We start from the raw sequence: 25,021 nt of genomic DNA, 5'->3' as shown, positions 1-25,021 counted from the left end.
CGAAGACTCCCGGGCTGGTCTGTTTTGCCCCCCCCCTTCAAGGGGAGGGTTGGGGTGGGGATGGGGTTCGGTGCTGCGCCGATCAAACCCCATCCCCCTCCCAACCTCCCCCTTGAAGGGGGAGGAGCACGAACACCAGGAGTCTCGGCTCAGCCTCGCCGCTGGGCAGGCGTCGAGCTGCGCTCGCCGAAATCCTTGCTCCGCCCCCCTTGAAGGGGGAGGGGCAATACGCGTCTGCCCCTGGCGCGAAGGCTCACCTCACCGCTGCCCAGGCTTGCTGAAGAAATCCTCCGGCATCCGCTTCACCGCATCCAGCGTGCGCAGGATGTGCTCGGTGAGGATGGAGGTGGCGCGGGTGGCGTCGCGCGCGAGCGTGGCGTCGAAGATGGCCTGGTGTTCGGCGTGGATGTCGCGCGCGATCGGCTGGCGGAACAGGCTGATGCGGCGGTAGCGCTCGGACTGCTGATAGAGGATGTGCTGGAAGTGGCGGATCCAGCGCGAGGGGCAGGCGGCGATCAGCGCCTCGTGGAAGGCGCGGTTGCGCTTCTCCCATTCCTCGGTGGTGTTGGCGTCGTGGTCAGCCAGCTTCTGTTCGGCGCGCGACAGACGGTGGAAGGCGGCGACCAGATCGGCCTCCCAGGCGTCGTCGCCGAGCGCGATCGACTGGCGCAGTGCCTCGGTTTCCAGCAGCACGCGGGTGCGGGTGATGTCCTCGAAGTCGGCCACGGAGATGGGGGCCACGCGGAAGCCGCGCTGGCCCTGGGCCACCACCAGCGCATCGGTGACCAGCAGCAGCAAGGCCTCGCGCAGGGTTCCGGCGCCGACCTCGTACTGGTCCTTTAGATGCTCGACGCGCAGTTTTTCGCCCGGCGGATGAACGCCTTCGATGATGTCGCGGCGCAGCTGGTTGTAGGCGGCCTCGACCAGGGTCTTGGGCTCCGCGGTGGGAAGTTCGGCTGGGGCGACGTCGTTGAGCATGGGATGCACGCGGCGGTGGGTGACAACAGAATTTTAACGGACACGAAATTTTTCTGTTGAGTAAAAATCTCGAGATTTAATATTGACGTCGAGAATAAGGCGGCATATCTTGACGCTCATCTGATGAGCGCCGCAGCCGGCAAGAGGAGAAACCCAGGTGAAAGTCGTCGTTACTCAGCCCAGCCTCAGCTGGGAAGCCGCCCACCTCGCCGCGGAAGCGGCGGTCCGTCATGCGGAGTCGCTCGGGGTGCGGATCAACGTCGGCGTCACCGACGCCGCCGGCAACCTGATGGCTTTCCTGCGCATGCCCGGCGCTTTCCCGCAGTCAATCCAGATCGCGATCGACAAGGCCTACACCGCGGGCGGCTTCGGCTTTCCGACCTCGAAGTGGATGGCGGTGTTCGGCGACGACGAAGGCATGAAGCTCGGCTTTTCCGCGCAGCCGCGGCTGATCGTGTTCGGCGGCGGTCTGCCGGTACGGGTGGAAGGGCAGCTGGCCGGCGGCATCGGCGTATCAGGCGCTTCCGCCGAACAGGATGCGGAATGCGCGCGCGCCGGGCTGAAGGCCATCGGCGCCGACGACATCCAGGATTGAGACAACCACGACGCCGGCCACGCAAAACGCCGAGGCCGGTCACGGAGAGACCCATGAAACAGATTCACAACTTCATCAACGGCGAGTTCGTCGCCACCGCGAAGACCTTCGACAAGTGCTCGCCGCTCGACAACCGGCGCATCGCGCTGGTGCACGAAGCAGGCAAGACCGAGGTCGACGCCGCGGTCGCCGCCGCGCAGGCCGCGCTCAAGGGGCCGTGGGGCAGGATGACGGTGGCCGAGCGGGTGGACCTGCTCAACGCGGTGGCCGACGGCATCAACCGCCGCTTCGACGACTTCCTCGCCGCCGAATGCGCCGACACCGGCAAGCCGAAGAGCCTCGCCAGCCACATCGACATCCCGCGCGGCGCGGCCAACTTCAAGATCTTCGCCGACGTCATCAAGAGCGTGCCCACCGAGTTCTTCGAGATGGCCACGCCGGACGGCCGCGGTGCGCTCAACTACGCGCTGCGGCGCCCGGTCGGCGTGGTCGGCGTGATCTGCCCGTGGAACCTGCCGCTGCTGCTGATGACCTGGAAGGTCGGCCCGGCACTGGCGTGCGGCAACACCGTGGTGGTCAAGCCCTCGGAAGAAACCCCGCAGACCGCGACCCTGCTCGGCGAGGTGATGAACGAGGTCGGCATGCCCAAGGGCGTGTACAACGTGGTGCACGGCTTCGGGCCGGGTTCGGCGGGCGAGTTCGTCACCAGCCACCCCAAGGTCAATGCGATCACCTTCACCGGCGAAACCCGCACCGGCGCGGCGATCATGAAGGCCGCCGCCGACGGCGCGCGCCCGGTGTCGCTGGAGATGGGCGGCAAGAACCCGGCCATCGTGTTCGCCGACTGCGATTTCGATGCCGCCATCGAAGGCACCATGCGTTCGGTGTTCGCCAACTGCGGCCAGGTCTGCCTCGGCACCGAGCGGGTGTATGTCGAGCGGCCGATCTTCGACCGCTTCGTCGCCGCGCTCAAGGCGGGCGCCGAGGGCCTCAAGCTGGGCGTGCCGGACGATGCCAGCACCGGCATGGGGCCGCTGATCTCGCAGGAGCACAAGAACAAGGTGCTCTCCTACTACAACAAGGCCAGGGAACTCGGCGCCACCGTGGTTACCGGCGGCGGCGTGCCGCAGATGCCGGGCGAACTCGCCAACGGCGCCTGGGTGCAACCGACGATCTGGACCGGGCTGGACGACAACTCGCCGATCGCGCGCGAGGAGATCTTCGGCCCCTGCACGCTGATCCAGCCCTTCGATGCGGAAGACGAAGTGATCCGCCGCGCCAACGACACCGACTACGGCCTCGCCTGCTCGGTGTGGACCAAGGACCTCGCCCGCGCCCACCGCGTCGCCGGCCAGATCGAAGCCGGTCTGGTGTGGGTGAATTCCTGGTTCCTGCGCGACCTGCGCACCCCCTTCGGCGGCGCCAAGCAGTCCGGCATCGGCCGCGAGGGCGGGGTGCATTCGCTCGAGTTCTATACCGAGCAGAAGAACATCTGCATCAAGCTCTGAGGGCGAGACAGGGGTTTCGCGGCGCACGCGCCGCGCCTGTCGAGCAGGCCGGCTGTGCAAAGCCGGCACTCCACGGGTTACCCCTCTTCGCGCAGCGACAAACTGGAGGTAGCAAATGGACAAGACCTTGATCGAACGGCTCGGCGACGAGCTTTACCAGGCGCTGGTCAAGCGCGAAGTGCTGGCGCCGCTGACCGAACGTCATCCGGACATCACCATCGCCGACGCCTACCGCATCCAGCAGCGCATGAACGCGCGCCGGCTGGAGGCGGGCGAGCGGGTGGTGGGCAAGAAGATCGGCGTCACCTCGAAGGCGGTGATGAACATGCTCGGCGTCTACCAGCCGGACTTCGGCATCCTCACCGACGGCATGCTCTACAACGAGGGCGAGGCCATCGCTGCCGACTCCCTGATCCAGCCCAAGGCCGAAGGCGAGATCGCCTTCGTGCTGAAGAAGGATCTGAAGGGCCCCGGCGTGACCGCCGCCGACGTGCTGGCCGCCACCGAAGGCGTGATGACCTGCTTCGAGATCGTCGATTCGCGCATCCGCGACTGGAAGATCAATATCCAGGACACCGTCGCCGACAACGCCTCCTGCGGCGTCTTCGTGCTGGGCGACAGCCTGGTCGATCCGCGCAAGGTCGATCTGAACACCTGCGGGATGATCCTCGAGAAGAACGGCGAGATCGTCGCCACCGGTGCGGGCGCTGCGGCGCTGGGCGCGCCGGCCAACGCGGTCGCCTGGCTGGCCAACACGCTGGGCAGCCTGGACATTCCGCTGCAGGCGGGCGAAGTCATCCTGTCCGGTTCGCTCGCGATCATGGTGCCGGTGAAGGCAGGCGACAACCTGCGCGTCACCATCGGCGGCATCGGCGGCTGCTCGGTGCGCTTCGTCTGATTTCCCGCTTGCAGGCGCGCGGCGGGGCGAATCCTCTCCCTCTCTCCCGCCCCCGTCGCGTGGCCTGTTCCTTTCTCCCGACAGGAGACAACACATGGATCTTGAGCTTTCCGGCAAGCGCGCGCTGGTGACCGGCTCGACCGCCGGCATCGGCTACGCGATCGCCCGCCGGCTGGCGGCCGAGGGCGCCGAGGTGGTGGTCAATGGCCGCGACGCCGGTCGGGTGGAGGCCGCCTGCGCGCGCCTGCGCGCCGATCTGCCCGCCGCTCGGGTGAGCGGCCTCGCCGCCGATGTCGCCACCGCGTCCGGCGTCGCATCGCTGCTCGCCGCCTGCGACAGCGTGGACCTCCTGGTGAACAACTTCGGCCTCTACGCCCCGCGCCCCTTCGAGGACATCGACGACGCCGAGTGGCAGCACTTCTTCGAGGCCAACGTGATGAGCGGCGTGCGCCTCGCCCGTCACTACCTGCCGCGCATGAAGGCCGCAGGCTGGGGCCGGGTGGTGTTCATCTCCAGCGAATCCGGCCTCAACCCGCCGGGCGACATGGTGCATTACGGCATGACCAAGTCCGCCCAGCTGTCGATCTCGCGCGGGCTGGCCGAGACCTGCGCCGGCACCGGCGTCACGGTGAATGCGGTGCTGCCCGGCCCGACCCGCACCGAAGGCGTTGCCGACTTCTTCACCAAGCTCGCCGCCGAGCAAGGCGTCGCGGTGGAGACGGTGGAGCGCGAGTTCTTCAACCGCGACCGCCCGAGTTCGCTGCTGCGCCGCTTCATCGAACCGGCCGAGGTCGCCAACCTCGTCGCCTACGTCTGCAGTCCGCTGTCCTCGGCCACCAACGGCGCCGCGCTGCGCGTCGATGGCGGCGTGGTGCGCAGCATCGGCTGAGCGAACCTCATACCCCTGCAAGGAAGAGACCCATGAACAAGATCAAATGCGCCTTGATCGGTCCGGGCAACATCGGCACCGATCTGCTCTACAAACTCAAGCGCAGCCCGGTGCTGGAGCCGGTGTGGATGGTGGGCATCGACGCCGCCTCCGAAGGCCTGGCGCGCGCCCGCGAACTCGGGCTCAAGACCACCGCCGACGGTGTCGATGGCCTCTTGCCGCATGTGAAGGCGGACAACATCCAGATCGCCTTCGACGCGACCTCCGCCTACGTCCATGCCGAGAACAGCCGCAAGTTGAATGAACTGGGCGTGCTGATGATCGACCTCACGCCCGCGGCCATCGGCCCGTTCTGCGTGCCGCCGGTCAATCTGGTCGAGCATGTGGGCAAGGGCGAAATGAACGTGAACATGGTCACCTGCGGTGGCCAGGCCACCATCCCGATGGTCGCGGCGGTGAGCCGCGTACAGCCGGTGAAATACGGCGAGATCGTCGCCACCGTGTCGAGCAAGTCGGCCGGCCCCGGCACCCGCAAGAACATCGACGAATTCACCCGCACCACCGCCGGCGCGGTCGAGAAGGTGGGCGGCGCCAAGGTCGGCAAGGCCATCATCATCCTCAACCCGGCCGAGCCGCCGCTGATCATGCGCGACACCGTGCATTGCCTGACCGAGACCGAGCCCGACCAGCAGAAGATCACCGAATCGATCCACGCGATGATCCGCGAGGTCCAGAAGTACGTGCCGGGCTACAAGCTGGTCAATGGCCCGGTCTTCGACGGCAACCGCGTCTCCATTTACCTCGAAGTCGAGGGCCTGGGCGACTACCTGCCGAAGTACGCCGGCAACCTCGACATCATGACCGCGGCCGGTGCCCGCACCGCCGAGATGTTCGCCGAGGAAATCCTCGCCGGCCGTCTTTCCCTCGAACGCAACCGCGCCGTGCTGGCTTGAATCAGGAGAAAACCATGGACCTTCGCGGCAAGAAAATCACCGTCCACGACATGACGCTCAGGGACGGCATGCATCCCAAGCGCCACCTGATGACGCTGGAGCAGATGAAGACCATCGCCCAAGGGCTCGATCAAGCGGGCATCCCGCTGATCGAAGTCACCCACGGCGACGGCCTCGGCGGCAGCTCGGTGAACTACGGCTTTCCGGCCCACACCGACGAGGAATACCTCGGCGCGGTGATCCCGCTGATGAAGCAGGCCAAGGTCTCGGCACTGCTGCTGCCGGGCATCGGCACCGTCGATCACCTGAAAATGGCGCATGAACTCGGGGTGAACACCATCCGTGTGGCCACCCACTGCACCGAAGCCGACGTCTCCGAGCAGCACATCCGCTACGCGAGAAAGCTCGGCATGGACACCGTGGGCTTCCTGATGATGGCCCACATGAACAGCCCCGAAGGGCTGGTGCAGCAGGCCAAGCTGATGGAGAGCTATGGCGCCAACTGCATCTACGTGACCGACTCAGCCGGGCATCTTTTGCCCGACACGGTGAAGGCGCGCATCGGCGCCGTGCGGGATGCGCTGAAACCCGAAACCGAACTCGGCTTCCACGGCCACCACAACCTCGCAATGGGTGTCGCCAACAGCATCGCCGCGATCGAAGCCGGGGCGACCCGCATCGACGCCGCCGCCGCGGGGCTGGGCGCGGGCGCTGGCAACACGCCGATGGAAGTGCTGATCGCGGTGTGCGACCTGATGGGCATCGAGACCGGCGTCGATGTCTTCAAGATCCAGGACGTCGCCGAAGACCTCGTGGTGCCGATCATGGACTTCCCGATCCGCATCGACCGCGATGCGCTGACGCTGGGCTACGCGGGCGTCTATGGCTCCTTCCTGCTCTTCGCCAAGCGCGCCGAGAAGAAGTACGGCGTGCCGGCGCGCGAGATCCTGGTCGAGATGGGCCGGCGCGGCATGGTCGGCGGCCAGGAGGACATGATCGAGGACACCGCGATCACGCTGGCGAAGGCGAAACAGGCACAAGGAGTCGCAGCATGAAACTGTCGCGCGAAATCATCGAACAACTCGCCATCCGCCTCGAAACCTGCGAGCTGGAAGCGAAGGACACCACCAAGATCACCGACGACCATCCCGACATGGACTGGGATGACGCCTACGCCATCCAGGACGAAATCAAGCGCCGCAAGATCGCCCGCGGCGCGCGGATCGTCGGTCTCAAGGCCGGGCTGACCTCGCACGCCAAGATGAAGCAGATGGGCGTGGAAACGCCGGTGTTCGGCTTCCTCGCCGACTACTTCAGCGTGCCCGAGGGTGGCGAGATCGACACGGGCAAGCTGATCCATCCCAAGGTGGAGCCCGAAATCGCCTTCGTCACCAAGGCGCCCCTGAAGGGGCCGGGTTGCCACATCGGCGCGGTGCTCGCCGCCACCGACTTCGTGATCCCGGCGATCGAGATCATCGACAGCCGCTACCGCGACTTCAAGTTCGACCTCAAGAGCGTGGTCGCCGACAACTGCTCGTCCAGCCGCTTCGTGGTCGGCGGGCGGATGGGCAATGTCGCCGAGCTCGACCTGCGCACCACCGGCATCGTGCTGGAGAAGAACGGCGAGCCGGTGGCCTTCGGTGCCGGCGCCGCGGTGCTCGGCCACCCGGCCGCGGCGATCGCGATGCTGGCCAACATGCTGGGCGAAAAGGGCGAGGAGATTCCGGCGGGTACGCTGATCCTGTCGGGCGGGATTACCGAGGCGGTCGCGGTACAGCCGGGCGACGCGGTGACGCTGCGGGTGCAGGCGCTGGGGTCGGTGTCCTGCCGGTTCAGGTAGACGACAGCGAGACCGGACGCTAAGTGTCGTCCGCGCTTGTTCTCGAAACGGTTTTGTCCCTCCCCCTTCAAGGGGGAGGTTAGGAGGGGGATGGGGTTGAGCTCGGCGCTGTAATACCCCATCCCCACCCCAACCCTCCCCTTGAAGGGGAGGGCGCACGACCCCTCAATCCTCCGCTCCCGCCCGCACCCATTCAAGGAGAACCCCCATGCCATTCGCCCAGATTTACATGATCGAAGGCCGCACCGAAGAACAGAAACGGGCGGTCATCGAGAAAGTCACCGCCGCCCTGGTCGAGGCCGTCGGTGCGCCGAAGGAAACCGTGCGCGTCTGGATCCAGGACGTGCCCAACACCAACTGGGGTATTGCCGGCGTTACCGCGAAAGACCTCGGCCGCTGACAACGGCCGGTTGGGCGCTGCGGTTTCCCTCCATGAGGGCCGCCCTGCCGCTGCGCATCCTGCCCCGCCGCTGATTCCCTGAAGAGGCATCCCCGCTACGGCCCGCCAGAGGCCGGGGATGTGTTCGTCCACGTTTTTTCGCAGCACAACTCAGCACCATAAGAAGAGAGGAGACAACAAGTGAAAAGAAGCAGGCTTTACCTGGCGGTCGCGCTTGCAGCGCTCAGCCTTGGCGCCCATGCCAAGGAAGGCGGCGACCAGTACCCGAACGGCGCCGAGACCTGGCTGGCCGGGGCGGTGCCGCCGCCGGGGGATTACTTCATCAACTACTTCGGCCACTACGGCGGCAAGCTGCGCGACGGCAGCGGCGACAAGGTGGACGGCACCTCGGTCAGCGCCTGGTTCGACGCGCTGCGCTGGGTGCATACCAGCGAGCATCAGATACTCGGTGGCAACTGGGGCTGGCATGTGATCCTGCCGGTGGTGCGGCAGGAGATCGACCTCGGCGGGTCGAAAACCACCACCGGCATCGGCGACCTCACGATCAACCCCTTCATCCTGTCCTGGCACACCAAGAACTGGCACTGGGCGGCGGCGCTGGACATCAACCTGCCGACCGGCGAGTACAAGTCGGGCGATCCGCGGCGCAGCATCGGCGCCAATTACTGGAGCGTGGAACCGATTTTCGCGGTGACCTACATGGGCGATGACGGTTGGGAGGTGTCCGCCAAGTTCATGTACAACATCAAGAGCGAGAACAAGGACTTCCGCGTCGCGCCGGGCACGCCCAAGCTGGATTACCAGTCCGGCGACGAGTTCCACATGGATTACCTGGTCGGCAAGCGCTTCGGCGAATGGGGCGTGGGCATCTCGGGCTACTACCTCAAGCAGCTCACCAACGACGAGATTGAGGACCGCAAGATCGCCGCCAATCCGGGTCTGTGGTCGGCGGGGCGCAAGGGCGAAGTGTTCGCGGTCGGCCCCAGCGTGACCTACACCACCAAGGCCGGCATGCACTTCATCGGTCAGTGGCAGCACGAAACCGAGGTGAAGAACCGCTTCGGCGGCGACAAGGTGTGGCTCAAGCTGATCATGCCGATGTGATGGTTGGGGCTCCTTCCCCTTCAAGGGGAAGGTCGGGATGGGGATGGGTTTGAAGCGGACAGGACTCATCCCCCGGCCCGGGGCACGGCGGTGCTTGCTGACCGGGCCGACTTTGAAGGAGCGTTTGCAATGGAAGCCCTGAAAGCAAAGCCGGCCGCCGAACCGCGGCCCGCGCCGGCACCCGTTACCCGCATCGCCCGCCGGCGGGCGTTGCCCGGGCGCGAGGCCGAGTACGAGGCACGGGTGCGGGAGATGTTCGAAGCCCTGCGCGCGCAGCCGGGCTTTCTCGGCGCCGACCTGCTGCCGCCGGAACAGCCGGGCGGCGATTACCAGACCGTGGTGCGCTTCGCCTCCGAGGCGGCGCTGCAGGGCTGGGACGTTTCGGCAGGACGGGCGCGCAGCCATGCGCGGCTGCGCGAGGTGGCCGAGGGCGAGCCGGAGTACCGCCGGCTGTCCGGACTGGAAGCCTGGTTCGCGCCGGCGGTGGTGCCCGCCACCATGCACCCGCCGCGTGTCCGCATGGCGGTGGTGACCTGGCTGGGGATTTTTCCGACGGTGTCGCTAGTGCTGTGGCTGGTGGCGCCACTGCTGGCCGCGTGGCCTTTTCTGCTGCGCACCGCCGCCTTGACCGCGCTGATCGTGGCGACGATGACCTGGGTGGTGATGCCGCGCCTGACCCGCTGGCTGCGCGGCTGGTTGAACCCCGGCGCCGGCCGTTGAGCCGGCGCCTCAGGCTCATTTGCCGGCGGAGAGCGCCGGCAGCCAGGTGGACAGCGCCGGGAAGACGCAGATCGCAACCACCACCGCCAGCACCGCGGCGAGGAAAGGCACCGTCGCGCGGAACAGCGGCCCCATCGGCATGTGGGCCTGAACCATGGCGATATAGAGGCCGGGGCCGACCGGCGGCGTGACGATGCCGATCACCGTGGCGACGGTGCATACCACCCCGAACTGGATCGGGTCGATGCCGAGCGCATTGACCACCGGCATCAGGATCGGCACCACCACGATCAGCACGCTGATGCTCTCCAGGAACATCCCGAGCACCAGCATCAGCAGCGTCACCAGCAGCAGGAACACCACGGGCGAATCGGTCACGCCGGCGATCAGTTCCACCAGTTGGTCGGGCACGCCCTGGAAGGCGAGCACCCAGCTGAACACCGACGCGGCGGCGATCAGCCCGGTGATGGTGGCGGTGTTCACCGCGACGCTGCGCAGGATGCCGGGCAGGTCGGCGAGCTTCAGCTCGCGGTAGAGGAAGCCGAGGATCAGCGCGATCAGCGAGGCCACCGCACCCGACTCGGTCGGCGTCATCGCGCCGCTCATGATGCCGACGATGACCACCGCGGGAATCATCCCGGGCGCGATGCCGCCGACGAGCGTGCCCCAGCTGTCGCGCAGCGGGGTGGGCGAGCCCTCCGGCAGATGGGAGCCGAACAGGCCGTACAGCAGGATCACGCCGGCCAGCACCGCGACGATGAGCAGGCCGGGCACGATGCCGGCGATGAACAGCGGCGCGATCGGCTGCACCGCGACGACACCGTAGATGATCATCAGCATCGACGGCGGAATGATCGGCCCGAGCAGCCCCGCGGACACGGTGACCGCGCCGGAGAAGGCCTTGTCGTAGCCCTTCTTCTCCATCTCGGGAATCATCACCTTGCTCATCACGCCGATCTGCGCAACGGCCGAGCCGAGGATGGACGCGGCCATCGCATTGGTGATCAGGTTGGCGTAGGCCAGCCCGCCCTTGAAGCGGCCGACCAGCACCTCGGCCACCGCGATCAGGCGCTGGGTGAGGCCGCCCTGGTTCATGATCTCGCCCACCAGCATGAAGAGCGGAATCGCGAGCAGGCCGTTGATTTCGAGCGCGCCGTAGAACTGGATCGGGATCGAGTCGTAGAGCACGGCGAGGTCGTTGGTGGCCATGAACACCACCGCGCCGGCGAGGATGGCGCCGAAGATCGGGAAGCCGCAGAACAGCAGCGCGAAGAAGACGATCAGCGTGATCATGCGCGCGCTCCGGCCAGCGCGCGCACCTGGCGCAGTACCGCGGCGAACTGGTGGAAGGCCATCGCCAGCATCGCGCCGGGCAGCAGCGAATAGTTGTACCAGCGTGGCAACTGGGTGGTGGCGCCCAGTTCCATGCGCACGTCGGGCCGCATCACCCAGTCCCAGCCGAGCTTGGCGACGAAGGTGAGCAGCACCAGGAAGCCGAGTCCGAGCACGATGGCCAGCACGCCGCGCCCGGTGTCGCCCAGCGCGCGCGACAGGAAGTCGATGGTGACGAGATGACCGGCGTGGACCAGCAGCGACAGGCCGATCAGCGTGATGAACACCAGGAGCTGGACCGCGATTTCCTCGGCCCAGAACAGCGGTGAGTTGAAGAAATAACGCAGGATGACCTGCGCGATCATGATCGCGGTGAGCGCCGCGGTCAGGGCAATGGCGACCAAGCGCTCGACGCTCGCCAGGGCGCGGTCCAGTGTCTGGATCAAATCGTGGATGAACATGCTTCTCTCTCGGTTGGGCAATCAGGCCGGCAACTGGATACACGCCCGCCGTCCGGGCCGGCGCCTTCGGCTTCGCTCAGGGCCGATCAGCCTGTCCTGAGCGAAGCCGGAGGGTTCGGGGCGCTCCCCGACCCGCCTGCGTGCCGGGTTCTTCACCTGGCAATCGATCGGGTATTGCGGGCGGCCGACCCTCCGTCCCTTCAAGGGGCGAGGGGGCGGCAAACACCGTTTGCCGCCGGCTGAACGACGAAGCGCAGCGGAGGCTCCCGGCTTGGCCCGTTTGCTCCCTCCCCTTCACGGGGGTGAAGCCAGGGTTTCGGCAAACCCGTTTGCCGCCGGCTGAACGACGAAGCGCAGCGAAGGCTCCCGGCTTGGCCCGTTTGCTCCCTCCCCTTCAAGGGGGTGAAGCCGGGGTTTCGGCAAACCCGTTTGCCGCCGGCTGAACGACAAAGCGCAGCGAAGGCTCCCGGGTTGGCCCGTTTGCTCCCTCCCCTTCAAGGGGAGGGTTGGGGTGGGGATGGGTCAAGCCGGGAGATCACCGCCGCGGCGCTTACAGCCCCTGCGACTGCTTGTAGAAGTCGGCGATCAGCGGGTTCTTGCCGGTGTACTTGTCGCGCACCGGGCCGCCCACCGCCTGGAAGGCCTTGAGGTCGGCTTCGATCACCTTGGCGCCGTCGGCCTTGGCCTTCTCCAGATTGCTCTTGTCGGCCTCGATCGCGGTCTTGTAGCCCCAGGTTTCGGCGTCGGCGACCACCTTGCGGATCATGGCGCGCTCGGCATCGGTGCGCGCATCCCACCACTTCTTCGACACCACGATCGCGGCCGGGAAGGCCATGTGGTTGGTGAGCGTGAGGTTGGGCGCCTGCTGGTGGAACTTGAGTCCGACCAGCGCATCGAGGTCCACGTCCACCGCGTCGAGCAGCTTGGTGGTCAGCGAGGGCGCCACTTCGGACAGCGGCAGCGCGGTGGGGGCGGCGCCGTTGGCGGTCCACCAGTCGTTGTAGATCGGGCTGGGGAAGGAGCGGATCTTCTTGTTGGCGAGGTCCTTGGGCGACTTCACCGGCTCCAGCGACAGCACGTGGCGCATGCCGGCGAAGGCGTAGCCGAGGCCGACCATGCCGTGCGCTTCCAGCCGCTTCAGCATTTCCTGCGCGGCGGGCGAGGCCGCCGCGCGGGTGGCGTGCTCGACGTCGCGGAAGGTGTAGGGCAGCGACCAGGCCAGGAAGGATTCCTCGCGGTTGGACAGGCCGCCCACGGTGAACACGCCGAACTGCATCGCGCCGGCCTGCATCAGGTTGATCATCTGGGCCTCGTTGCCCAGCTTCTGCAACGGGCTGAGCGCGGTCTTCATCTTGCCGCCGGAGGCTTTTTCGAGGTCGGCGGCGATCTTTTCCGACACCTGATGCCAGACGTGGCTGGGCGGGGTGATGTGGCCCAGCTTGAGCGCCTGCGCCGAGGCGCTGCCGGCGCCGAAAGCAAGTGCGCACAGGCCGGCGGCCGCGGCGGTCTTGAGGGTGGTGATCAGGCTCTTTCTCATCGTATCTCCTCCTGGATGTGAGGTTTTTGCATGCGGCGCATGCTTGTTGGAAATCGGGGCTGCCGGCCCGGCTCAGGCGGGTGCGTCGGGCTGGCGCGCGGGCGCGGCGCGGCGGAAGGCGTCGAGTTCGGCGCAGGCCGCGTCGATGGCGAGGATGTTGGGATAGGGGGAGAGATCCACGTTGAAGCGCCGCGCGCTTTCCACCTGCGGGATCAGATAGACCTCGGCCAGCCCCGGCGCATCACCAAAGCAGAAGCGGCCGCGGCGGGTATCGGCAGCGAGCAGCGCCTCCAGTGCCGCAAAGCCGGCGTCGATCCAGTTGGCGCACCACGCGAGCACCGCCTTTTCGTCCTGCCCGAGCTGCTTGCGCAGGTATTCGAGGATGCGGCGGTTATTGATCGGGTGGATGTCGCAGCCGACGATGGCCGCCATCGCGCGCACATGGGCGCGATCGTCCGGGTCTGACGGCAGCAGCGGCGGGTTGGGGTGGCGCTCCTCCAGCCATTCGATGATCGCGGGCGACTGGATCAGCGTCAGGTCGCCATCGACCAGCGCCGGCACCAGCTGCTGCGGATTAACCGCCTTGAAGGCGGCGCCGAGGTGTTCCTCGGTGCGCAGATCGACCGGCACGTAGTCGTATTGGATGCCCTTCAGGTTGAGGGCGATGCGCAGGCGGTGCGAGGTGCCGCTGCGAAAGAAGTTGTACAGCTTCATCGTGGGGCGAACTCCGTTGTCATGAAGGGCGGCGCGCAATGCCGACGCGCCGGCGCCCCGGCCTTTTCAGGTCGGAGCGCCGGCGGCGGCCGCGTGGAAGCGGTTTCAGTCCCTGGCGAGGCAGTTGTCGACGTTCCAGCCGTACAGCCACTCCATCGCGTCGTAGAAGCGCTCTGCCGAGCGGCCTTTCCACAGGTCGTTGCGCACCAGGCGCTCCACGCCCTTGGCGTGGTAGATGCGGCCCATCTCGCGCGAGGACAGCACGATGCGCGCGGTGCGGGCGACGCGCGAACGCTGGTAGAGGTCGAAAGCCTTTTCGAAGTCGTTGTTGTGCACCCGCAGGGCTTCGCCCAGCGTCACCGCGTCTTCCAGCGCCATGCAGGCGCCCTGGGCCATGTACTGGGTGGTGGGGTGGGCGGCGTCGCCGAGCAGGGTGGCGCGGCCGAAGGTCCATTGGCCGATCGGCTCGCGGTCGGCGGTGGCCCAGCGCTTCCAGCTCTTGGGCAGGTCGATCAACTGGCGGGCCTTCGGGCAGATGCCCTGGAAGTAGCTCTGCACCTCTTCCGGGCTGCCTTCGGTGACGCCCCATTCTTCCTTGTTGCGGCTGTGGAAGGTGACCACCACGTTGTACTGCTCGCCGCCGCGCAGCGGGTAATGCACCAGGTGGCAGTTGGGGCCCACCCAGATGCTGGCGGCGTTCCACTGCAGGTTCTCGGGAAAGTCCTTCTTGTCGATCACCGCGCGGTACACCACGTGGCCGGTGACGCGCGGCGGATCGTTCACATACTGCTTCCGCACCACCGACTTGACGCCGTCGGCGCCGATCACCGCGATGCCGCGGAAGCGGTTGCCCTTGCTGTCGATCACGGTGACGCCCTGGTCGTCCTGCTCGACGCGTTCGACGTGGGTCGAAGTGATGAACTCGACCTTGCCGGTTTCCTGTGCGCCTTCGAGCAGCGACAGGTGCACGTCGACACGGTGGATGACCGCGTAGGGGTTGCCGAAGCGCTTGCGGAAGGCTTCGCCGGTGGGGATCTTGCCGACCTGGTATTCGTCGATCGCGTCGTGCATCACCATGTAGTCGGTGTAGACCGCGCGGCCGCGGGCCTTTTCGCCGACGCCGAGCGCGTCGAAGGCGTGAAAGGCGTTGGGGCCGAGCTGGATGCCGGCGCCGATCTCGCCGATCTCGGCCGCCTGTTCCAGCACTTTGACCGAGAAGCCCTGGCGCACCAGGGCCAGCGCGGCGGCCAGGCCGCCGATGCCACCGCCGATGACGATGACGGGAAGTTGTTCGCTCATGTCTGTCTCCTCCGGATGAGGTGATTGCGGCGCCGCACAGGATTACTCGGCGGCGCCGATCGCCAGCGCGACGTCGCCCACGCCGTCGATATGGCCGGTGATGCGGTCGCCGCTCTTGACCGCGCCGACGCCTTCCGGGGTGCCGGTGTAGATCAGGTCGCCCGGCTCCAGGTGATAGAACTTCGACAGGTCGGCGATGATTTCGCGGATGTTCCAGATCAGCATCGAGAGGTCGGCGCTCTGCCTGGTCTCGCCGTTGACCTGCAGGTTGATCGCGCCCTTGTCGAGCACGGCGGCGCCGGCGGCAGGGATGATCTCGGTGCAGACCGCGGACTTCTCGAAGTTCTTGCCGAGGTCCCACGGGCGGCCCTGTTCGCGGGCCACCAGCTGCAAGTCGCGGCGGGTCATGTCCAAGCCCGCGGCATAGCCGTAGATGAGCGAGTCGGCATCGGCCTCGGCGACGCGGAAGCCCGCCTTGCCGATCGCCACCACCAGTTCCATCTCGTAGTGGTAGTTGCTGGTGCCGGTGGGGTAGGGCACGGTGGCGCCGGACTCCACCAGCGTGGAGGCGTCCTTCAGGAAGTAGAAGGGGGCCATGGTCGATTTGTCGACCGGGCGGCCCATTTCCACCGCGTGGGCGTGGTAGTTGCGGCCGACGCAGAAGATGCGCTTGACCGGAAAGCGGGCATCGACGCCCTTCACCGGCAGCGAATAGACCGGCGAGGGGTTCCACAGGTAGTGGGTCTGGGACATCGGGTATCTCCGTTATTTGGGATTCGGGTGCGGTGGGTCCGGTGAGGGCGTCGCTCAGGGCCGCACTTCGTACAGCCCCAGCTTCTTGTGCAGCGGACTTTCGTCCGCGATGAAGAGGAAGGCTGGCTGGTCGGCGGAGCGGTTTTTCAGCGTGACCGGAGTGAAGCCCGGCACGCAGCAGGTGTCCGCCTCGGCGAGCGTGAACGCGTGGCTGTCGGTGGCGACGTCGGCGCCGCCTTCGATCTGGTGGAACACCATCGCCGGCGAACGCGCCGGCAGGCGCAGGGTTTCGCCGGGCCGCAGCATCAGTGCCGAGAAGCCGAGGATGTTTTCGCACGGGGCGCCGGTTTCCGGATTGACGTAGCTGACCTGCACCGCCTCGATGCCGGGTTCGGCCCCGGCGAGCGCCACCAGCGCGGCGCGCGCGTCGGCCCAGGGATAGCGCAGCATCGGGTAGGCCTTGCTGGTGCGCGAGAACACCGGCGAGGGCACCACGCCACCGCGCTGGTAGGCCCGTTCGGCCGCCTCGGCGGTCACGGTCTGCGCCTTGCCTTCGGTGACGTAGGAGGCTTCCATGTAATACACCAGCGGCAGGTCGAGCACGTCCAGCCACACCACCGGCTCGCTGCCGTCATGGCCGTGTTCGTGCCACAGCCCGGTCGGGGTCAGGATCAGGTCGCCGCGGCTCATCGGGCATTTTTCGCCGTCCACCGTGGTGTAGGCGCCGCTGCCCTCGACGATCATGCGTACCGCGTTGGGCGTGTGCTTGTGCGCGGGCGCCCATTCCTTGGGCAGCAGCAGCTGCATGCCGAGGTACATGCAGGCGCTGGCCTGCATCTTCTCCAGCCCGTGGCCGGGGTTGGCGAGCACCAGCACGCGGCGCTCCGCCTTTTCGATCGGGGTCAGCTCGCCGGCCTGCAGCAGCAGGGGGCGCAGCGCCTCGTAGGACCAGTGGGTGGGGGTGGTACGGGTGCCGGGTTTGCCCGGGGGCAGCACCGCGCGCAGGCTGGGCCACAGCGGCACCAGGTTCTGCGCGGTCAGTGCGGCGCGGTAATCCGCGGGCAAGTCTTCCAGACGGCCAAGCTCCTGCATGTTCGCTTTCCTCCTCGTTCGTCCATCCTTGCCAAATGCATGAAACTTGATGCGGGTCAGGGAAGGGTGGCTTTCGTTGTGGTAGGCGAACTCTACGGATCGATGGATAATTGATCCATTCAATGCCGTTAATTCATTGCATTCGATAATCGAATAAAGGGGCGAGCCGTGCAGTCACTGGAGGTACGCCTGCTGACGGTGTTCGACGAGATTTACAAGACGCGCAGCGTGACCCGCGCGGCCGACAACCTGGGCCTGGGCCAGCCGGCGGTGAGCATTGCGCTGGGCAAGCTGCGCGAGCACTTCGGCGATCCGCTGTTCGTGCGCACCTCCACCGGCATGGAGCCGACGCCGCTCGGCGAGGAGCTGGTGCAGCCGATCCGTGCGGCGCTGGACGCGCTGGCCGCGGCGCTGGGCCGGCGCACCGCGTTCGATCCGTCTTCCGCGCAGCGCAGTTTCCGCATCTGCATGACCGACATCAGCCAGTTGGTGCTGCTGCCGCGGTTGTGGGCGCACCTGCGCGCCACCGCGCCGGGCATCCGGATCGACATCGCCCACCTCTCCACCGAGACGGCCAAGATGCTGGAGGCGGGTGAGGCGGACCTTGCGCTCGGCTTCATTCCGCAGCTGGAGGCCGGGTTCTACCAGCAGGCGCTGTTCCGCCAGCGCTACGTGTGCATGGCCAATGCGGACCACCCGCGGATACGCGAGACGCTGAGCCTGGCCCAGTTCGAGGCCGAGGAACATGCGGTGGTGAGCAGTTCCGGCACCGGCCACCTGATCCTCGACCGCGAGATCGCGCGCCAGAACATCAGCCGGCGGGTGGCGCTGGCGGTGCCCAACTTCCTCGGCGTCGCCTTCGTGGTGGAGCACACCGATCTGCTGGTGACGATTCCGGCCCGGCTGGCCGAAGTGCTTGCGGGGCGGGGGCGCTTCCGGACCTTTCCGGTGCCGTTCGAGCTACCGGATTACGCGGTCAAGCAGCACTGGCACGAGCGCTATCACCACGATCCCGGCAATCGCTGGCTGCGCCGGCTGATTTCGGACCTGTTGTCCGCGCCAGTGGCAACGCCCTGATCAGGCGCGCGGCCGTAGCCAGTGGGCGGCGACGTCGACCATGCGGTTGGCGAAACCCCATTCGTTGTCGAACCACACCATGAGATTGAGCAGGCGCGGGCCGTTCATGCGCGTCTGGGCGCCATCCACGATGGCCGAATGCGGGTCGTGGTTGAAGTCGATCGAAGCATGGGGGTCGTCGCTGTAGGCGAGCAGTCCGGCATAAGGCCCCGCGGCGGCATCGCGCAGCAGGCGGTTGACCTGACCGGCGTCGGTGTCGCGTTCCAGCGCGAGCACCAGGTCGATCGCGGACACGTTGTGCGTCGGCACCCGGATGGCCTTGGCCTGCACGCGCCCGGCAAGCCCCGGTAGCAGGCGTTCCACGCCGCGCGCCAGCCCGGTCGATACCGGAATGATCGACTGCATCGCCGAGCGCGTGCGGCGCAGGTCGGAATGGTGGTAGCCGTCGATCAGCGGCTGGTCGTTCATGACCGAGTGCAGCGTGGTCAGCAACACCTGCTCCAGCCCGAGTTCGGCGTGCAGCAGGTCGAGCACCGGTACGACCGCGTTGGTGGTGCACGAGGCGTTGGAGACGATGCGCTCGTTGCCGCGCAGCAGGTGCTGGTTGATGCCATGGACGATGGTGGCGTCTACGTCGGCGGCGCTGTTCGCGGGGTGGGACAGCAGCAGGCGCGGACAGCCCGCGTCGAGAAAACGCGTAAGGCCGGCGCGGTCGCCGTACTGGCCTGAGCACTCCACCACCAGGTCGATCTCCAGCCCGGCCCAATCCACCGCCTCCGGCGTGGTGGCGTGACTCACCGCGATCCGCTCGCCGTCGATCAGCAGACTGTCCTCGTCGGCATCCACCCGGCCCGGAAAGCGGCCGTGGGTCGAATCGAAACGGGTGAGGTAGGCGATGCTGGCGAGGTCGGCAGGCTCGTTGATTGCTACCACGCGAAAGGCGTCGCGCCGCCCGGACTCGCGCAGCGCGCGCAGGAAGCAGCGGCCGATGCGGCCGTAGCCGTTGATCGCGAGCCGCAGCGGGGTGGCGAAGGAGTCGGTGGGCAAGGATGAGGGAGCGGACGGCGGCACGGTCTGGGCGGAATGCGGGGCGGGTGGGAGCCGCCGATTCTAACGCCTCCGTGGCAATGTCCGCGCCGTGCCGGACTTATCCTGGGTCAAGGAGGTCGGGCGGGCGGCTCACCATACTGCGCTGCAAGGGGCCATGCGAGCCCCGGCATCGCGCGCCATGACGGCGCCGTTTGTGAACCCCGAGAGGACTGGCAGATGGCTCTGATTCCGCTGGAAGAACCCACCTTGAAACGCGCCGCGCCGAAGGGCTTCGCCCCCTTCGCGCTCGGCTTTCGCCCGTTTTACCTGCTCGCAGCGTCGTTTGCCGCGCTCGCGATTCCTGCCTGGGTGGCGATGCTGGGCGGTCTGTTCGCGCCGCCCATGCCCTCGATGTGGTGGCATGCGCACGAAATGCTGTTCGGCTTTGCGGTGGCGGTGATCGTCGGCTTCCTGTTTACCGCCGGCCGCAACTGGACCGGGCTGCCCACACCCACCGGCGCCCGGCTGGCGGCACTCGCCGGGTTATGGCTGGCGGGCCGGCTCGCAATGGCCTTCGGCAGCGGCCCCTGGGCCGCCGCCGTCGATCTGGCCTTCCTGCCGCTTGCCGCGTTTGCGCTCGCCCGCGTGCTGGTAAAGGCGCGCAGCACGCGCAACTACTTCCTGCCGGCGCTGCTTGTGCTGCTGACGCTGGGCAATCTCGCCTTCCATCTCGCCCAGCTCGGCCTTGTCACATGGGACCCGCTGCAGGCGGTGCATTTCGGCCTCGCCCTCGTGGTCGTCATCGAAACCGCGATCGGCGGCCGGGTGATTCCGATGTTCACCTTCAATGCGCTGCGCGGCATCTGGCAGTGGCGCAATCCGCGCCTGGACGCGGCGGCGATCGGCACGACCGCCGCCGCGCTGGTGCTGTGGGCGCTGCAATGGGTCCCGGTCCTCGCCGGCGGTCTGGCGCTGCTTGCCGCGGTGCTGCAGACGGTGCGCTGCGTGGGCTGGAATCCGCGCGCGGCGCTGGCCAGACCGCTGCTGTGGATCCTCCATCTGGGCCACCTGTGGATTCCGCTCGGCTTGGCGCTCGTCGCCGCGTCGCAATGGGGGTGGGTGGCGCGCTCGGCCGCGGTTCATGCGTTCGCCATCGGCGCCACCGGAGGGCTGATCCTCGGCATGATCACCCGCACCGCGCTCGGCCACACCGGCCGCATGCTGGAAGCGGGCAAGCTGGAGAGCTGGGCCTACGGTGCGGTGCTGGCCGCGGCGGCGGCACGGGTGATCACGCTGTTGGCGCTGCCCGCGCTTGCCTGGGGCGGGGTGCTGATCGCCGCGCTCGCCTGGGCGCTGGCGTTCTGCCTGTACCTGGTGCGCTACGTGCCGATCCTGCTGCGCCCGCGCATCGACGGCAAGGAGGGGTAGCGCGCTCTCGAAACCCCGGCAGGGCCGCGCAGTGCAAAAAAGCCGCGGTGCCTGTCCCGTTTTGTGAACTTGTTCATGGTATTGCCTTGACGGTTCTGCGAGGATTAATCACTCTTCATTTTTTTTAACCCCGTCAGCGGGTCTTGAGTCATGGCCACTATCAGTCGTTCCAAGGCCGGCGAGACGCTCGCCAGCGAGTATCAGGGTGATATCTACGCGCTCGAGAAGGATGCCGACGAGCTGCTGACCCTGGGTGTGGAGATCGGCCCGTTCCGCGCGGGCCTGGGCTGCTTCGAAAACTGTCACCTGTCCTCGCAGGCGCTGCGCCGCCTGCAGGTGTTGGGTGGCAAGTATCTGTGGGACCTCGAACCCGTCGAAGGCAAGCCCGAAGCGTTCCCGTTCGAATTCACCGGCATGTCCTGTATGCCGCGCTACCACTGAACATCTCCCGCCGCGAAGGCCGTCGCGGCGGCGGTCGGTGTAGCGACCGGCAGTGGTAGTGCGAAGAAAAAAGCCCGGCGGGGGAAATCCCCGCCGGGCTTTTTGTTTGCCGCTGTCTGCCGATGCTCAGGCCACGGCGACCGGGATCTTGCCGATCTTCGCCTGCCATTCCTTCGGGCCGGTGTTGTGCACGCTGGTGCCGGTGGAATCGACCGCCACGGTCACCGGCATGTCCTGCACGGTGAATTCGTAGATCGCTTCCATGCCGAGGTCCGCAAAGCCGACGACCTTGGCTTCCTTGATCGCCTTGGAGACGAGGTAGGCGGAGCCGCCGACCGCCATCAGGTAGGCGGACTTGTTGTCGCGGATCGCATCGATCGCGACCGGGCCGCGCTCGGACTTGCCGATCATCGAGATGAGGCCGGTCTGCTCCAGCATCATGCGGGTGAACTTGTCCATGCGGGTGGCGGTGGTGGGGCCGGCCGGGCCGACGACTTCGTCGCGCACCGGATCGACCGGGCCGACGTAGTAGATGACGCGGTTGGTGAAATCGACCGGCAGCTTCTCGCCCTTGGCCAGCATGTCCTGGATGCGCTTGTGCGCGGCGTCGCGGCCGGTGAGCATCTTGCCGTTGAGCAGCAGGATCTGGCCCGGCTTCCAGGACGCGACTTCTTCCTTGGTCAGGGTGTCGAGATTCACCCGGGTGGCGACGTTGGTGTCGGCCTTCCAGGTCACGGCGGGCCAGTCTTCGAGCTTGGGCGTTTCGAGCTTGGCCGGGCCGGAGCCGTCGAGTTCGAAATGCACGTGGCGGGTGGCCGCGCAGTTCGGGATCATCGCCACCGGCAGCGAGGCCGCGTGGGTCGGGTAGTCCATGATCTTGACGTCGAGCACGGTGGTGAGGCCGCCGAGGCCCTGGGCGCCGATGCCGAGCGCGTTCACCTTTTCCATCAGTTCGAGGCGCAGTTCCTCGACGCGCGACAGCGCGGCGCCGGAGGCGGCCTTTTCCTTCAGCTCATGGATGTCCACCGGCGCCATCAGCGATTCCTTGGCCAGCAGCATCGCCTTTTCCGGCGTGCCGCCGATGCCGATGCCGAGGATGCCCGGCGGACACCAGCCGGCGCCCATGGTCGGCACGGTCTTCAGCACCCAGTCGACGATGGAATCGGACGGGTTGAGCATGACCATCTTCGACTTGTTTTCCGAGCCGCCGCCCTTGGCCGCACAGGTGATTTCGACGTGATCGCCCGGCACGATCTCGTAGTGCACAACGGCCGGCGTGTTGTCCTTGGAGTTCTTGCGCGCGCCGGCGGGATCGAGCAGCACCGAGGCGCGCAGCTTGTTGTCCGGGTGGTTGTAGGCGCGGCGCACGCCTTCGTTGACCATCTCCTGGACGCTCATCTTGGCGTCCCACTGCACGTTCATGCCGACCTTGAGGAAGACCACGGCGATGCCGGTGTCCTGGCAGATGGGGCGGTGGCCTTCGGCGCACATGCGTGAATTGGTGAGGATCTGCGCAATCGCGTCCTTCGCGGCGGGGCTTTCCTCGCGTTCGTACGCTTCACCGAGCGCCTTGATGTAGTCGAGCGGATGGTAGTAGCTGATGTACTGGAAGGCATCCGCGATGGACTGGATGAGGTCTTCTTCGCGAATCACGGTCATGGCGCAAGGTCTCCGGTGCAGGAACGGGTGATGGGTGGGCTTCGGTTGCAGGCGGGCGGTGCCAGGGGGCTGGAATGCCGGATTTTTGCTGCAGCGAAGCATTGAATTCTAGCATCCGAGGCGTTTTTTCGTGCTCGATGGCGTGTAAGTCCTGTGTAAGATAGCTGTTCTTAAATGCCCTGCATTCCGCGGCAGGGCGCGCGGCCAGATCAAGGCTGGAAAACACCAGCCGACCCGTCCGGGTCAGCTTCAACCCTTTGATACGTTGAGGAGAGGTGAGCATGTCCAACGAACAACAGGTCCGCATTTACAACCCCTCGGAAGAAGTGGTGAAGAATGCTGCCGTATCCGGCATGGAGGCCTACTGGGCGCTGTGCAAGGAAGCGGAACAAGACTACGAGGGCTACTGGGCGCGCAACGCCCGTGAGCTGATCGACTGGAAGAAGCCCTTCACGCAGGTTCTGGACGAGAGCAACGCGCCGTTCTTCAAGTGGTTCGCCGACGGCCAGCTGAACGTGTCCTACAACTGCCTCGACCGCAACGTCGAGAAGGGCCTGGGCGACAAGGTCGCGCTGATCTTCGAAGCCGACAGCGGCGAAGTCACCCGCGTCACCTACAAGGACCTGCTGGGCCGCGTCTGCAAGTTCGCCAATGCGCTGCGCGCTTCCGGCATCAAGAAGGGCGACCGCGTCGTCATCTACCTGCCGATGTCGATCGAAGGCGTCGTCGCGATGCAGGCCTGCGCCCGTATCGGCGCCACCCACTCCATCGTGTTCGGCGGCTTCTCCGCCCAGGCCCTGCGCGACCGCATCAACGATGCCGGCGCCGTGGCGCTGATCACCTCCGACGGCCAGTTCCGCGGCGGCAAGGCCCTGCCGCTGAAGCCGATCGCCGACGAGGCGCTGTCGCTGGGCGGCTGCGAAACCATCAAGAACGTGTTCGTGGTCAAGCGCACCGGGGCCGACGTGGCCTTCGTCGCCGGCCGCGACGTCTGGTACCACGACGTGGTGGCCAGCCAGTCCGACGTCTGCGAGCCGGAATGGGTCGATGCCGAGCATCCGCTGTTCCTGCTCTACACCTCGGGCTCCACCGGCAAGCCGAAGGGCGTCCAGCACTCCACCGGCGGCTACCTGCTGCACGCGATCCTGACCATGAAGTACACGTTCGACATCAAGCCGAGCGACGTCTTCTGGTGCACCGCGGACATCGGCTGGGTCACCGGCCACACCTACATCACCTACGGCCCGCTCGCCTGCGGCAGCACCGAAATCGTGTTCGAAGGCGTGCCGACCTACCCGGACGCCGGCCGCTTCTGGAAGATGATCCAGGACCACAAGGTCAACATCTTCTACACCGCGCCGACCGCCATCCGTTCGCTGATCAAGGCCGCGGACAACAATCCGACGGTGCATCCGAAGAACTACGACCTGTCCTCGCTGCGCATCCTGGGTTCGGTCGGTGAGCCGATCAACCCGGCGGCGTGGGAGTGGTACTACGAGAACGTCGGCGGCGGCCGCTGCCCGATCGTCGATACCTTCTGGCAGACCGAAACCGGCGGCCACATGATCACCCCGCTGCCGGGCGCAACCCCGCTGGTGCCGGGTTCGTGCACGCTGCCCTTCCCCGGCATCCAGGCTGCCGTGGTCGATGAAACCGGCACCGAAGTGCCCAACGGCCAGGGCGGCATCCTGGTGGTCAAGCGTCCGTGGCCGTCGATGATCCGCACCATCTGGGGCGACCCGGAGCGCTTCAAGAAGTCCTACTACCCGGACGACTTCAAGGGCAAGCTCTACCTCGCCGGCGACGGTGCGATCCGCGACAAGGAAACCGGCTACTTCACCATCACCGGCCGTATCGACGATGTGCTGAACGTTTCCGGCCACCGCATGGGCACGATGGAAATCGAATCCGCGCTGGTCGCCCACGAGAAGGTTGCCGAAGCTGCGGTCGTCGGCCGTCCGGATGACCTGACCGGTGAAGCCATCGTCGCTTTCGTGGTGCTGAAGGGCGCCCGTCCGACCGGCGAAGCCGCTGCCGCCGTGGTCAAGGAACTGCAGAACTGGGTCGGCCACGAAATCGGGCCGATCGCCAAGCCGAAGGACATCCGCTTCGGTGAGAACCTGCCCAAGACCCGCTCCGGCAAGATCATGCGCCGCCTGCTGCGCCAGCTGGCCAAGGGCGAAGAGATCACCCAGGACACCTCGACGCTCGAGAATCCGGCGATCCTGGAGCAGCTGAAGGGCTAAGGCGGCGGGTCCGGGGCTGGTCGCGGCCGGTGCCCGGACCCTCGCCGCGGATTGAAGGGTCGTTGAGG

At 66.8% G+C, this 25,021-nt stretch carries 24 protein-coding genes; 14 read left to right on the top strand and 10 right to left on the bottom strand.

Going from position 1 to position 25,021, the window contains the following annotated elements:
- Window positions 1–258: 258 nt before the first annotated feature.
- Window positions 259–978, bottom strand: a complete 720-nt coding sequence (locus tag dqs_RS12710) for an FCD domain-containing protein (RefSeq protein ID WP_011766167.1) — start codon at window positions 976–978, stop codon at window positions 259–261.
- 157 nt (window positions 979–1,135) lie between these two features.
- On the opposite strand from dqs_RS12710, the gene dqs_RS12705 reads away from it, so the two are divergent.
- From dqs_RS12705 to dqs_RS12660, 10 genes are all read left to right on the top strand, one after another.
- Window positions 1,136–1,573: a GlcG/HbpS family heme-binding protein gene (locus dqs_RS12705; RefSeq protein ID WP_011766166.1), complete on the top strand. Its 438-nt coding sequence runs from the start codon at window positions 1,136–1,138 to the stop codon at window positions 1,571–1,573.
- 53 nt (window positions 1,574–1,626) lie between these two features.
- Window positions 1,627–3,081: a 2-hydroxymuconic semialdehyde dehydrogenase gene (locus dqs_RS12700; protein WP_065340710.1), complete on the top strand. Its 1,455-nt coding sequence runs from the start codon at window positions 1,627–1,629 to the stop codon at window positions 3,079–3,081.
- A gap of 115 nt (window positions 3,082–3,196) precedes the next feature.
- Window positions 3,197–3,979 (top strand): 2-oxopent-4-enoate hydratase, encoded by a 783-nt coding sequence (dmpE, locus tag dqs_RS12695; RefSeq protein ID WP_065340709.1) that lies wholly within the window; start codon window positions 3,197–3,199, stop codon window positions 3,977–3,979.
- 94 nt (window positions 3,980–4,073) lie between these two features.
- On the top strand, window positions 4,074–4,868 hold the full coding sequence (locus tag dqs_RS12690) for an SDR family NAD(P)-dependent oxidoreductase (RefSeq protein WP_065340708.1): 795 nt from the start codon (window positions 4,074–4,076) through the stop codon (window positions 4,866–4,868).
- Window positions 4,869–4,900: 32 nt separating this feature from the next.
- Window positions 4,901–5,821 carry an acetaldehyde dehydrogenase (acetylating) gene (locus dqs_RS12685; protein WP_065340707.1) on the top strand — a complete coding sequence of 307 codons (921 nt, stop codon included), beginning with the start codon at window positions 4,901–4,903 and terminating at the stop codon, window positions 5,819–5,821.
- 14 nt (window positions 5,822–5,835) lie between these two features.
- Window positions 5,836–6,876 carry a 4-hydroxy-2-oxovalerate aldolase gene (gene dmpG, locus dqs_RS12680; RefSeq protein ID WP_065340706.1) on the top strand — a complete coding sequence of 347 codons (1,041 nt, stop codon included), beginning with the start codon at window positions 5,836–5,838 and terminating at the stop codon, window positions 6,874–6,876.
- Entirely contained in the window at window positions 6,873–7,661 is a 789-nt protein-coding gene (dmpH, locus tag dqs_RS12675) for a 2-oxo-3-hexenedioate decarboxylase (RefSeq protein ID WP_011766161.1), read from the top strand. Before dmpG ends, dmpH begins: the two co-directional genes overlap by 4 nt.
- Window positions 7,662–7,869: 208 nt before the next feature.
- Window positions 7,870–8,061 carry a 2-hydroxymuconate tautomerase gene (locus tag dqs_RS12670; protein WP_011766160.1) on the top strand — a complete coding sequence of 64 codons (192 nt, stop codon included), beginning with the start codon at window positions 7,870–7,872 and terminating at the stop codon, window positions 8,059–8,061.
- 180 nt (window positions 8,062–8,241) lie between these two features.
- Entirely contained in the window at window positions 8,242–9,165 is a 924-nt protein-coding gene (locus tag dqs_RS12665) for a SphA family protein (protein WP_065340705.1), read from the top strand.
- Between the two features lie 129 nt (window positions 9,166–9,294).
- Window positions 9,295–9,885, top strand: coding sequence for an antibiotic biosynthesis monooxygenase (locus tag dqs_RS12660; protein ID WP_065340704.1), 591 nt, complete (start codon window positions 9,295–9,297; stop codon window positions 9,883–9,885).
- Between the two features lie 15 nt (window positions 9,886–9,900).
- Here dqs_RS12660 and dqs_RS12655 read toward each other — a convergent pair whose 3' ends face one another.
- The 7 genes from dqs_RS12655 to dqs_RS12625 all read right to left on the bottom strand — a co-directional run bounded on the left by dqs_RS12655 (window position 9,901) and on the right by dqs_RS12625 (window position 17,073).
- Entirely contained in the window at window positions 9,901–11,178 is a 1,278-nt protein-coding gene (locus tag dqs_RS12655; protein ID WP_084018491.1) for a TRAP transporter large permease, read from the bottom strand.
- On the bottom strand, window positions 11,175–11,678 hold the full coding sequence (locus dqs_RS12650; protein ID WP_011766156.1) for a TRAP transporter small permease: 504 nt from the start codon (window positions 11,676–11,678) through the stop codon (window positions 11,175–11,177). The genes dqs_RS12655 and dqs_RS12650 overlap by 4 nt, the downstream gene beginning before the upstream one ends.
- A 550-nt stretch (window positions 11,679–12,228) precedes the next feature.
- The gene (locus tag dqs_RS12645; RefSeq protein WP_065340703.1) at window positions 12,229–13,215 is read right to left on the bottom strand and encodes a TRAP transporter substrate-binding protein; all 987 of its coding nucleotides are present in this window, start codon (window positions 13,213–13,215) and stop codon (window positions 12,229–12,231) included.
- A gap of 72 nt (window positions 13,216–13,287) precedes the next feature.
- Window positions 13,288–13,929 (bottom strand): maleylacetoacetate isomerase, encoded by a 642-nt coding sequence (maiA, locus tag dqs_RS12640; RefSeq protein WP_065340702.1) that lies wholly within the window; start codon window positions 13,927–13,929, stop codon window positions 13,288–13,290.
- A gap of 105 nt (window positions 13,930–14,034) precedes the next feature.
- Window positions 14,035–15,228 (bottom strand): 3-hydroxybenzoate 6-monooxygenase, encoded by a 1,194-nt coding sequence (locus dqs_RS12635; protein WP_065340701.1) that lies wholly within the window; start codon window positions 15,226–15,228, stop codon window positions 14,035–14,037.
- Between the two features lie 42 nt (window positions 15,229–15,270).
- Window positions 15,271–15,981 carry a fumarylacetoacetate hydrolase family protein gene (locus tag dqs_RS12630; protein ID WP_065340700.1) on the bottom strand — a complete coding sequence of 237 codons (711 nt, stop codon included), beginning with the start codon at window positions 15,979–15,981 and terminating at the stop codon, window positions 15,271–15,273.
- A gap of 54 nt (window positions 15,982–16,035) precedes the next feature.
- Window positions 16,036–17,073: a cupin domain-containing protein gene (locus tag dqs_RS12625; RefSeq protein ID WP_065340699.1), complete on the bottom strand. Its 1,038-nt coding sequence runs from the start codon at window positions 17,071–17,073 to the stop codon at window positions 16,036–16,038.
- A 168-nt stretch (window positions 17,074–17,241) separates the two neighbouring features.
- Here dqs_RS12625 and dqs_RS12620 point away from each other — a divergent pair, with 168 nt between their 5' ends.
- Window positions 17,242–18,150 carry a LysR family transcriptional regulator gene (locus tag dqs_RS12620; RefSeq protein ID WP_011766150.1) on the top strand — a complete coding sequence of 303 codons (909 nt, stop codon included), beginning with the start codon at window positions 17,242–17,244 and terminating at the stop codon, window positions 18,148–18,150.
- Here the strand turns inward: dqs_RS12620 and dqs_RS12615 are convergent, their stop codons facing one another.
- Window positions 18,151–19,197, bottom strand: a complete 1,047-nt coding sequence (locus dqs_RS12615) for a type I glyceraldehyde-3-phosphate dehydrogenase (RefSeq protein WP_065340698.1) — start codon at window positions 19,195–19,197, stop codon at window positions 18,151–18,153.
- 219 nt (window positions 19,198–19,416) lie between these two features.
- On the opposite strand from dqs_RS12615, the gene dqs_RS12610 reads away from it, so the two are divergent.
- Both dqs_RS12610 and dqs_RS12605 read left to right on the top strand, forming a co-directional pair.
- On the top strand, window positions 19,417–20,607 hold the full coding sequence (locus tag dqs_RS12610) for an NnrS family protein (protein ID WP_065340697.1): 1,191 nt from the start codon (window positions 19,417–19,419) through the stop codon (window positions 20,605–20,607).
- A gap of 150 nt (window positions 20,608–20,757) precedes the next feature.
- Window positions 20,758–21,048, top strand: coding sequence for a hypothetical protein (locus dqs_RS12605; protein WP_011766147.1), 291 nt, complete (start codon window positions 20,758–20,760; stop codon window positions 21,046–21,048).
- A 126-nt stretch (window positions 21,049–21,174) separates the two neighbouring features.
- On the opposite strand, the gene dqs_RS12600 is transcribed toward dqs_RS12605, so the two are convergent.
- A complete protein-coding gene (locus dqs_RS12600; protein ID WP_065340696.1) occupies window positions 21,175–22,707 on the bottom strand; it encodes a fumarate hydratase in 1,533 nt (510 codons plus the stop codon).
- A 281-nt stretch (window positions 22,708–22,988) separates the two neighbouring features.
- Between dqs_RS12600 and acs the strand changes: the two genes are divergently transcribed.
- Window positions 22,989–24,953: an acetate--CoA ligase gene (gene acs, locus dqs_RS12595; protein WP_011766145.1), complete on the top strand. Its 1,965-nt coding sequence runs from the start codon at window positions 22,989–22,991 to the stop codon at window positions 24,951–24,953.
- The last annotated feature ends 68 nt before the right edge of the window (window positions 24,954–25,021 follow it).

Source organism: Azoarcus olearius (assembly GCF_001682385.1).
In the GTDB taxonomy this organism is placed as follows: Bacteria; Pseudomonadota; Gammaproteobacteria; order Burkholderiales; family Rhodocyclaceae; genus Azoarcus; species Azoarcus olearius.
Note: the sequence above shows the minus strand (reverse complement) of the source record. Positions and strands in the feature narration are given on the sequence as shown.

Excerpts from the sequence above, each read along its gene's own strand:
- dqs_RS12710 (WP_011766167.1), bottom strand. The coding sequence starts at position 978 with ATGCTCAACGACGTCGCCCCAGCCGAACTTCCCACCGCGGAGCCCAAG.
- dqs_RS12700 (WP_065340710.1), top strand. The coding sequence starts at position 1,627 with ATGAAACAGATTCACAACTTCATCAACGGCGAGTTCGTCGCCACCGCG.
- dmpE (WP_065340709.1), top strand. The coding sequence starts at position 3,197 with ATGGACAAGACCTTGATCGAACGGCTCGGCGACGAGCTTTACCAGGCG.
- dqs_RS12690 (WP_065340708.1), top strand. The coding sequence starts at position 4,074 with ATGGATCTTGAGCTTTCCGGCAAGCGCGCGCTGGTGACCGGCTCGACC.
- dqs_RS12685 (WP_065340707.1), top strand. The coding sequence starts at position 4,901 with ATGAACAAGATCAAATGCGCCTTGATCGGTCCGGGCAACATCGGCACC.
- dmpG (WP_065340706.1), top strand. The coding sequence starts at position 5,836 with ATGGACCTTCGCGGCAAGAAAATCACCGTCCACGACATGACGCTCAGG.
- dmpH (WP_011766161.1), top strand. The coding sequence starts at position 6,873 with ATGAAACTGTCGCGCGAAATCATCGAACAACTCGCCATCCGCCTCGAA.
- dqs_RS12670 (WP_011766160.1), top strand. The coding sequence starts at position 7,870 with ATGCCATTCGCCCAGATTTACATGATCGAAGGCCGCACCGAAGAACAG.
- dqs_RS12660 (WP_065340704.1), top strand. The coding sequence starts at position 9,295 with ATGGAAGCCCTGAAAGCAAAGCCGGCCGCCGAACCGCGGCCCGCGCCG.
- dqs_RS12655 (WP_084018491.1), bottom strand. The coding sequence starts at position 11,178 with ATGATCACGCTGATCGTCTTCTTCGCGCTGCTGTTCTGCGGCTTCCCG.
- dqs_RS12650 (WP_011766156.1), bottom strand. The coding sequence starts at position 11,678 with ATGTTCATCCACGATTTGATCCAGACACTGGACCGCGCCCTGGCGAGC.
- dqs_RS12645 (WP_065340703.1), bottom strand. The coding sequence starts at position 13,215 with ATGAGAAAGAGCCTGATCACCACCCTCAAGACCGCCGCGGCCGCCGGC.
- maiA (WP_065340702.1), bottom strand. The coding sequence starts at position 13,929 with ATGAAGCTGTACAACTTCTTTCGCAGCGGCACCTCGCACCGCCTGCGC.
- dqs_RS12635 (WP_065340701.1), bottom strand. The coding sequence starts at position 15,228 with ATGAGCGAACAACTTCCCGTCATCGTCATCGGCGGTGGCATCGGCGGC.
- dqs_RS12630 (WP_065340700.1), bottom strand. The coding sequence starts at position 15,981 with ATGTCCCAGACCCACTACCTGTGGAACCCCTCGCCGGTCTATTCGCTG.
- dqs_RS12625 (WP_065340699.1), bottom strand. The coding sequence starts at position 17,073 with ATGCAGGAGCTTGGCCGTCTGGAAGACTTGCCCGCGGATTACCGCGCC.
- dqs_RS12610 (WP_065340697.1), top strand. The coding sequence starts at position 19,417 with ATGGCTCTGATTCCGCTGGAAGAACCCACCTTGAAACGCGCCGCGCCG.
- dqs_RS12605 (WP_011766147.1), top strand. The coding sequence starts at position 20,758 with ATGGCCACTATCAGTCGTTCCAAGGCCGGCGAGACGCTCGCCAGCGAG.
- dqs_RS12600 (WP_065340696.1), bottom strand. The coding sequence starts at position 22,707 with ATGACCGTGATTCGCGAAGAAGACCTCATCCAGTCCATCGCGGATGCC.
- acs (WP_011766145.1), top strand. The coding sequence starts at position 22,989 with ATGTCCAACGAACAACAGGTCCGCATTTACAACCCCTCGGAAGAAGTG.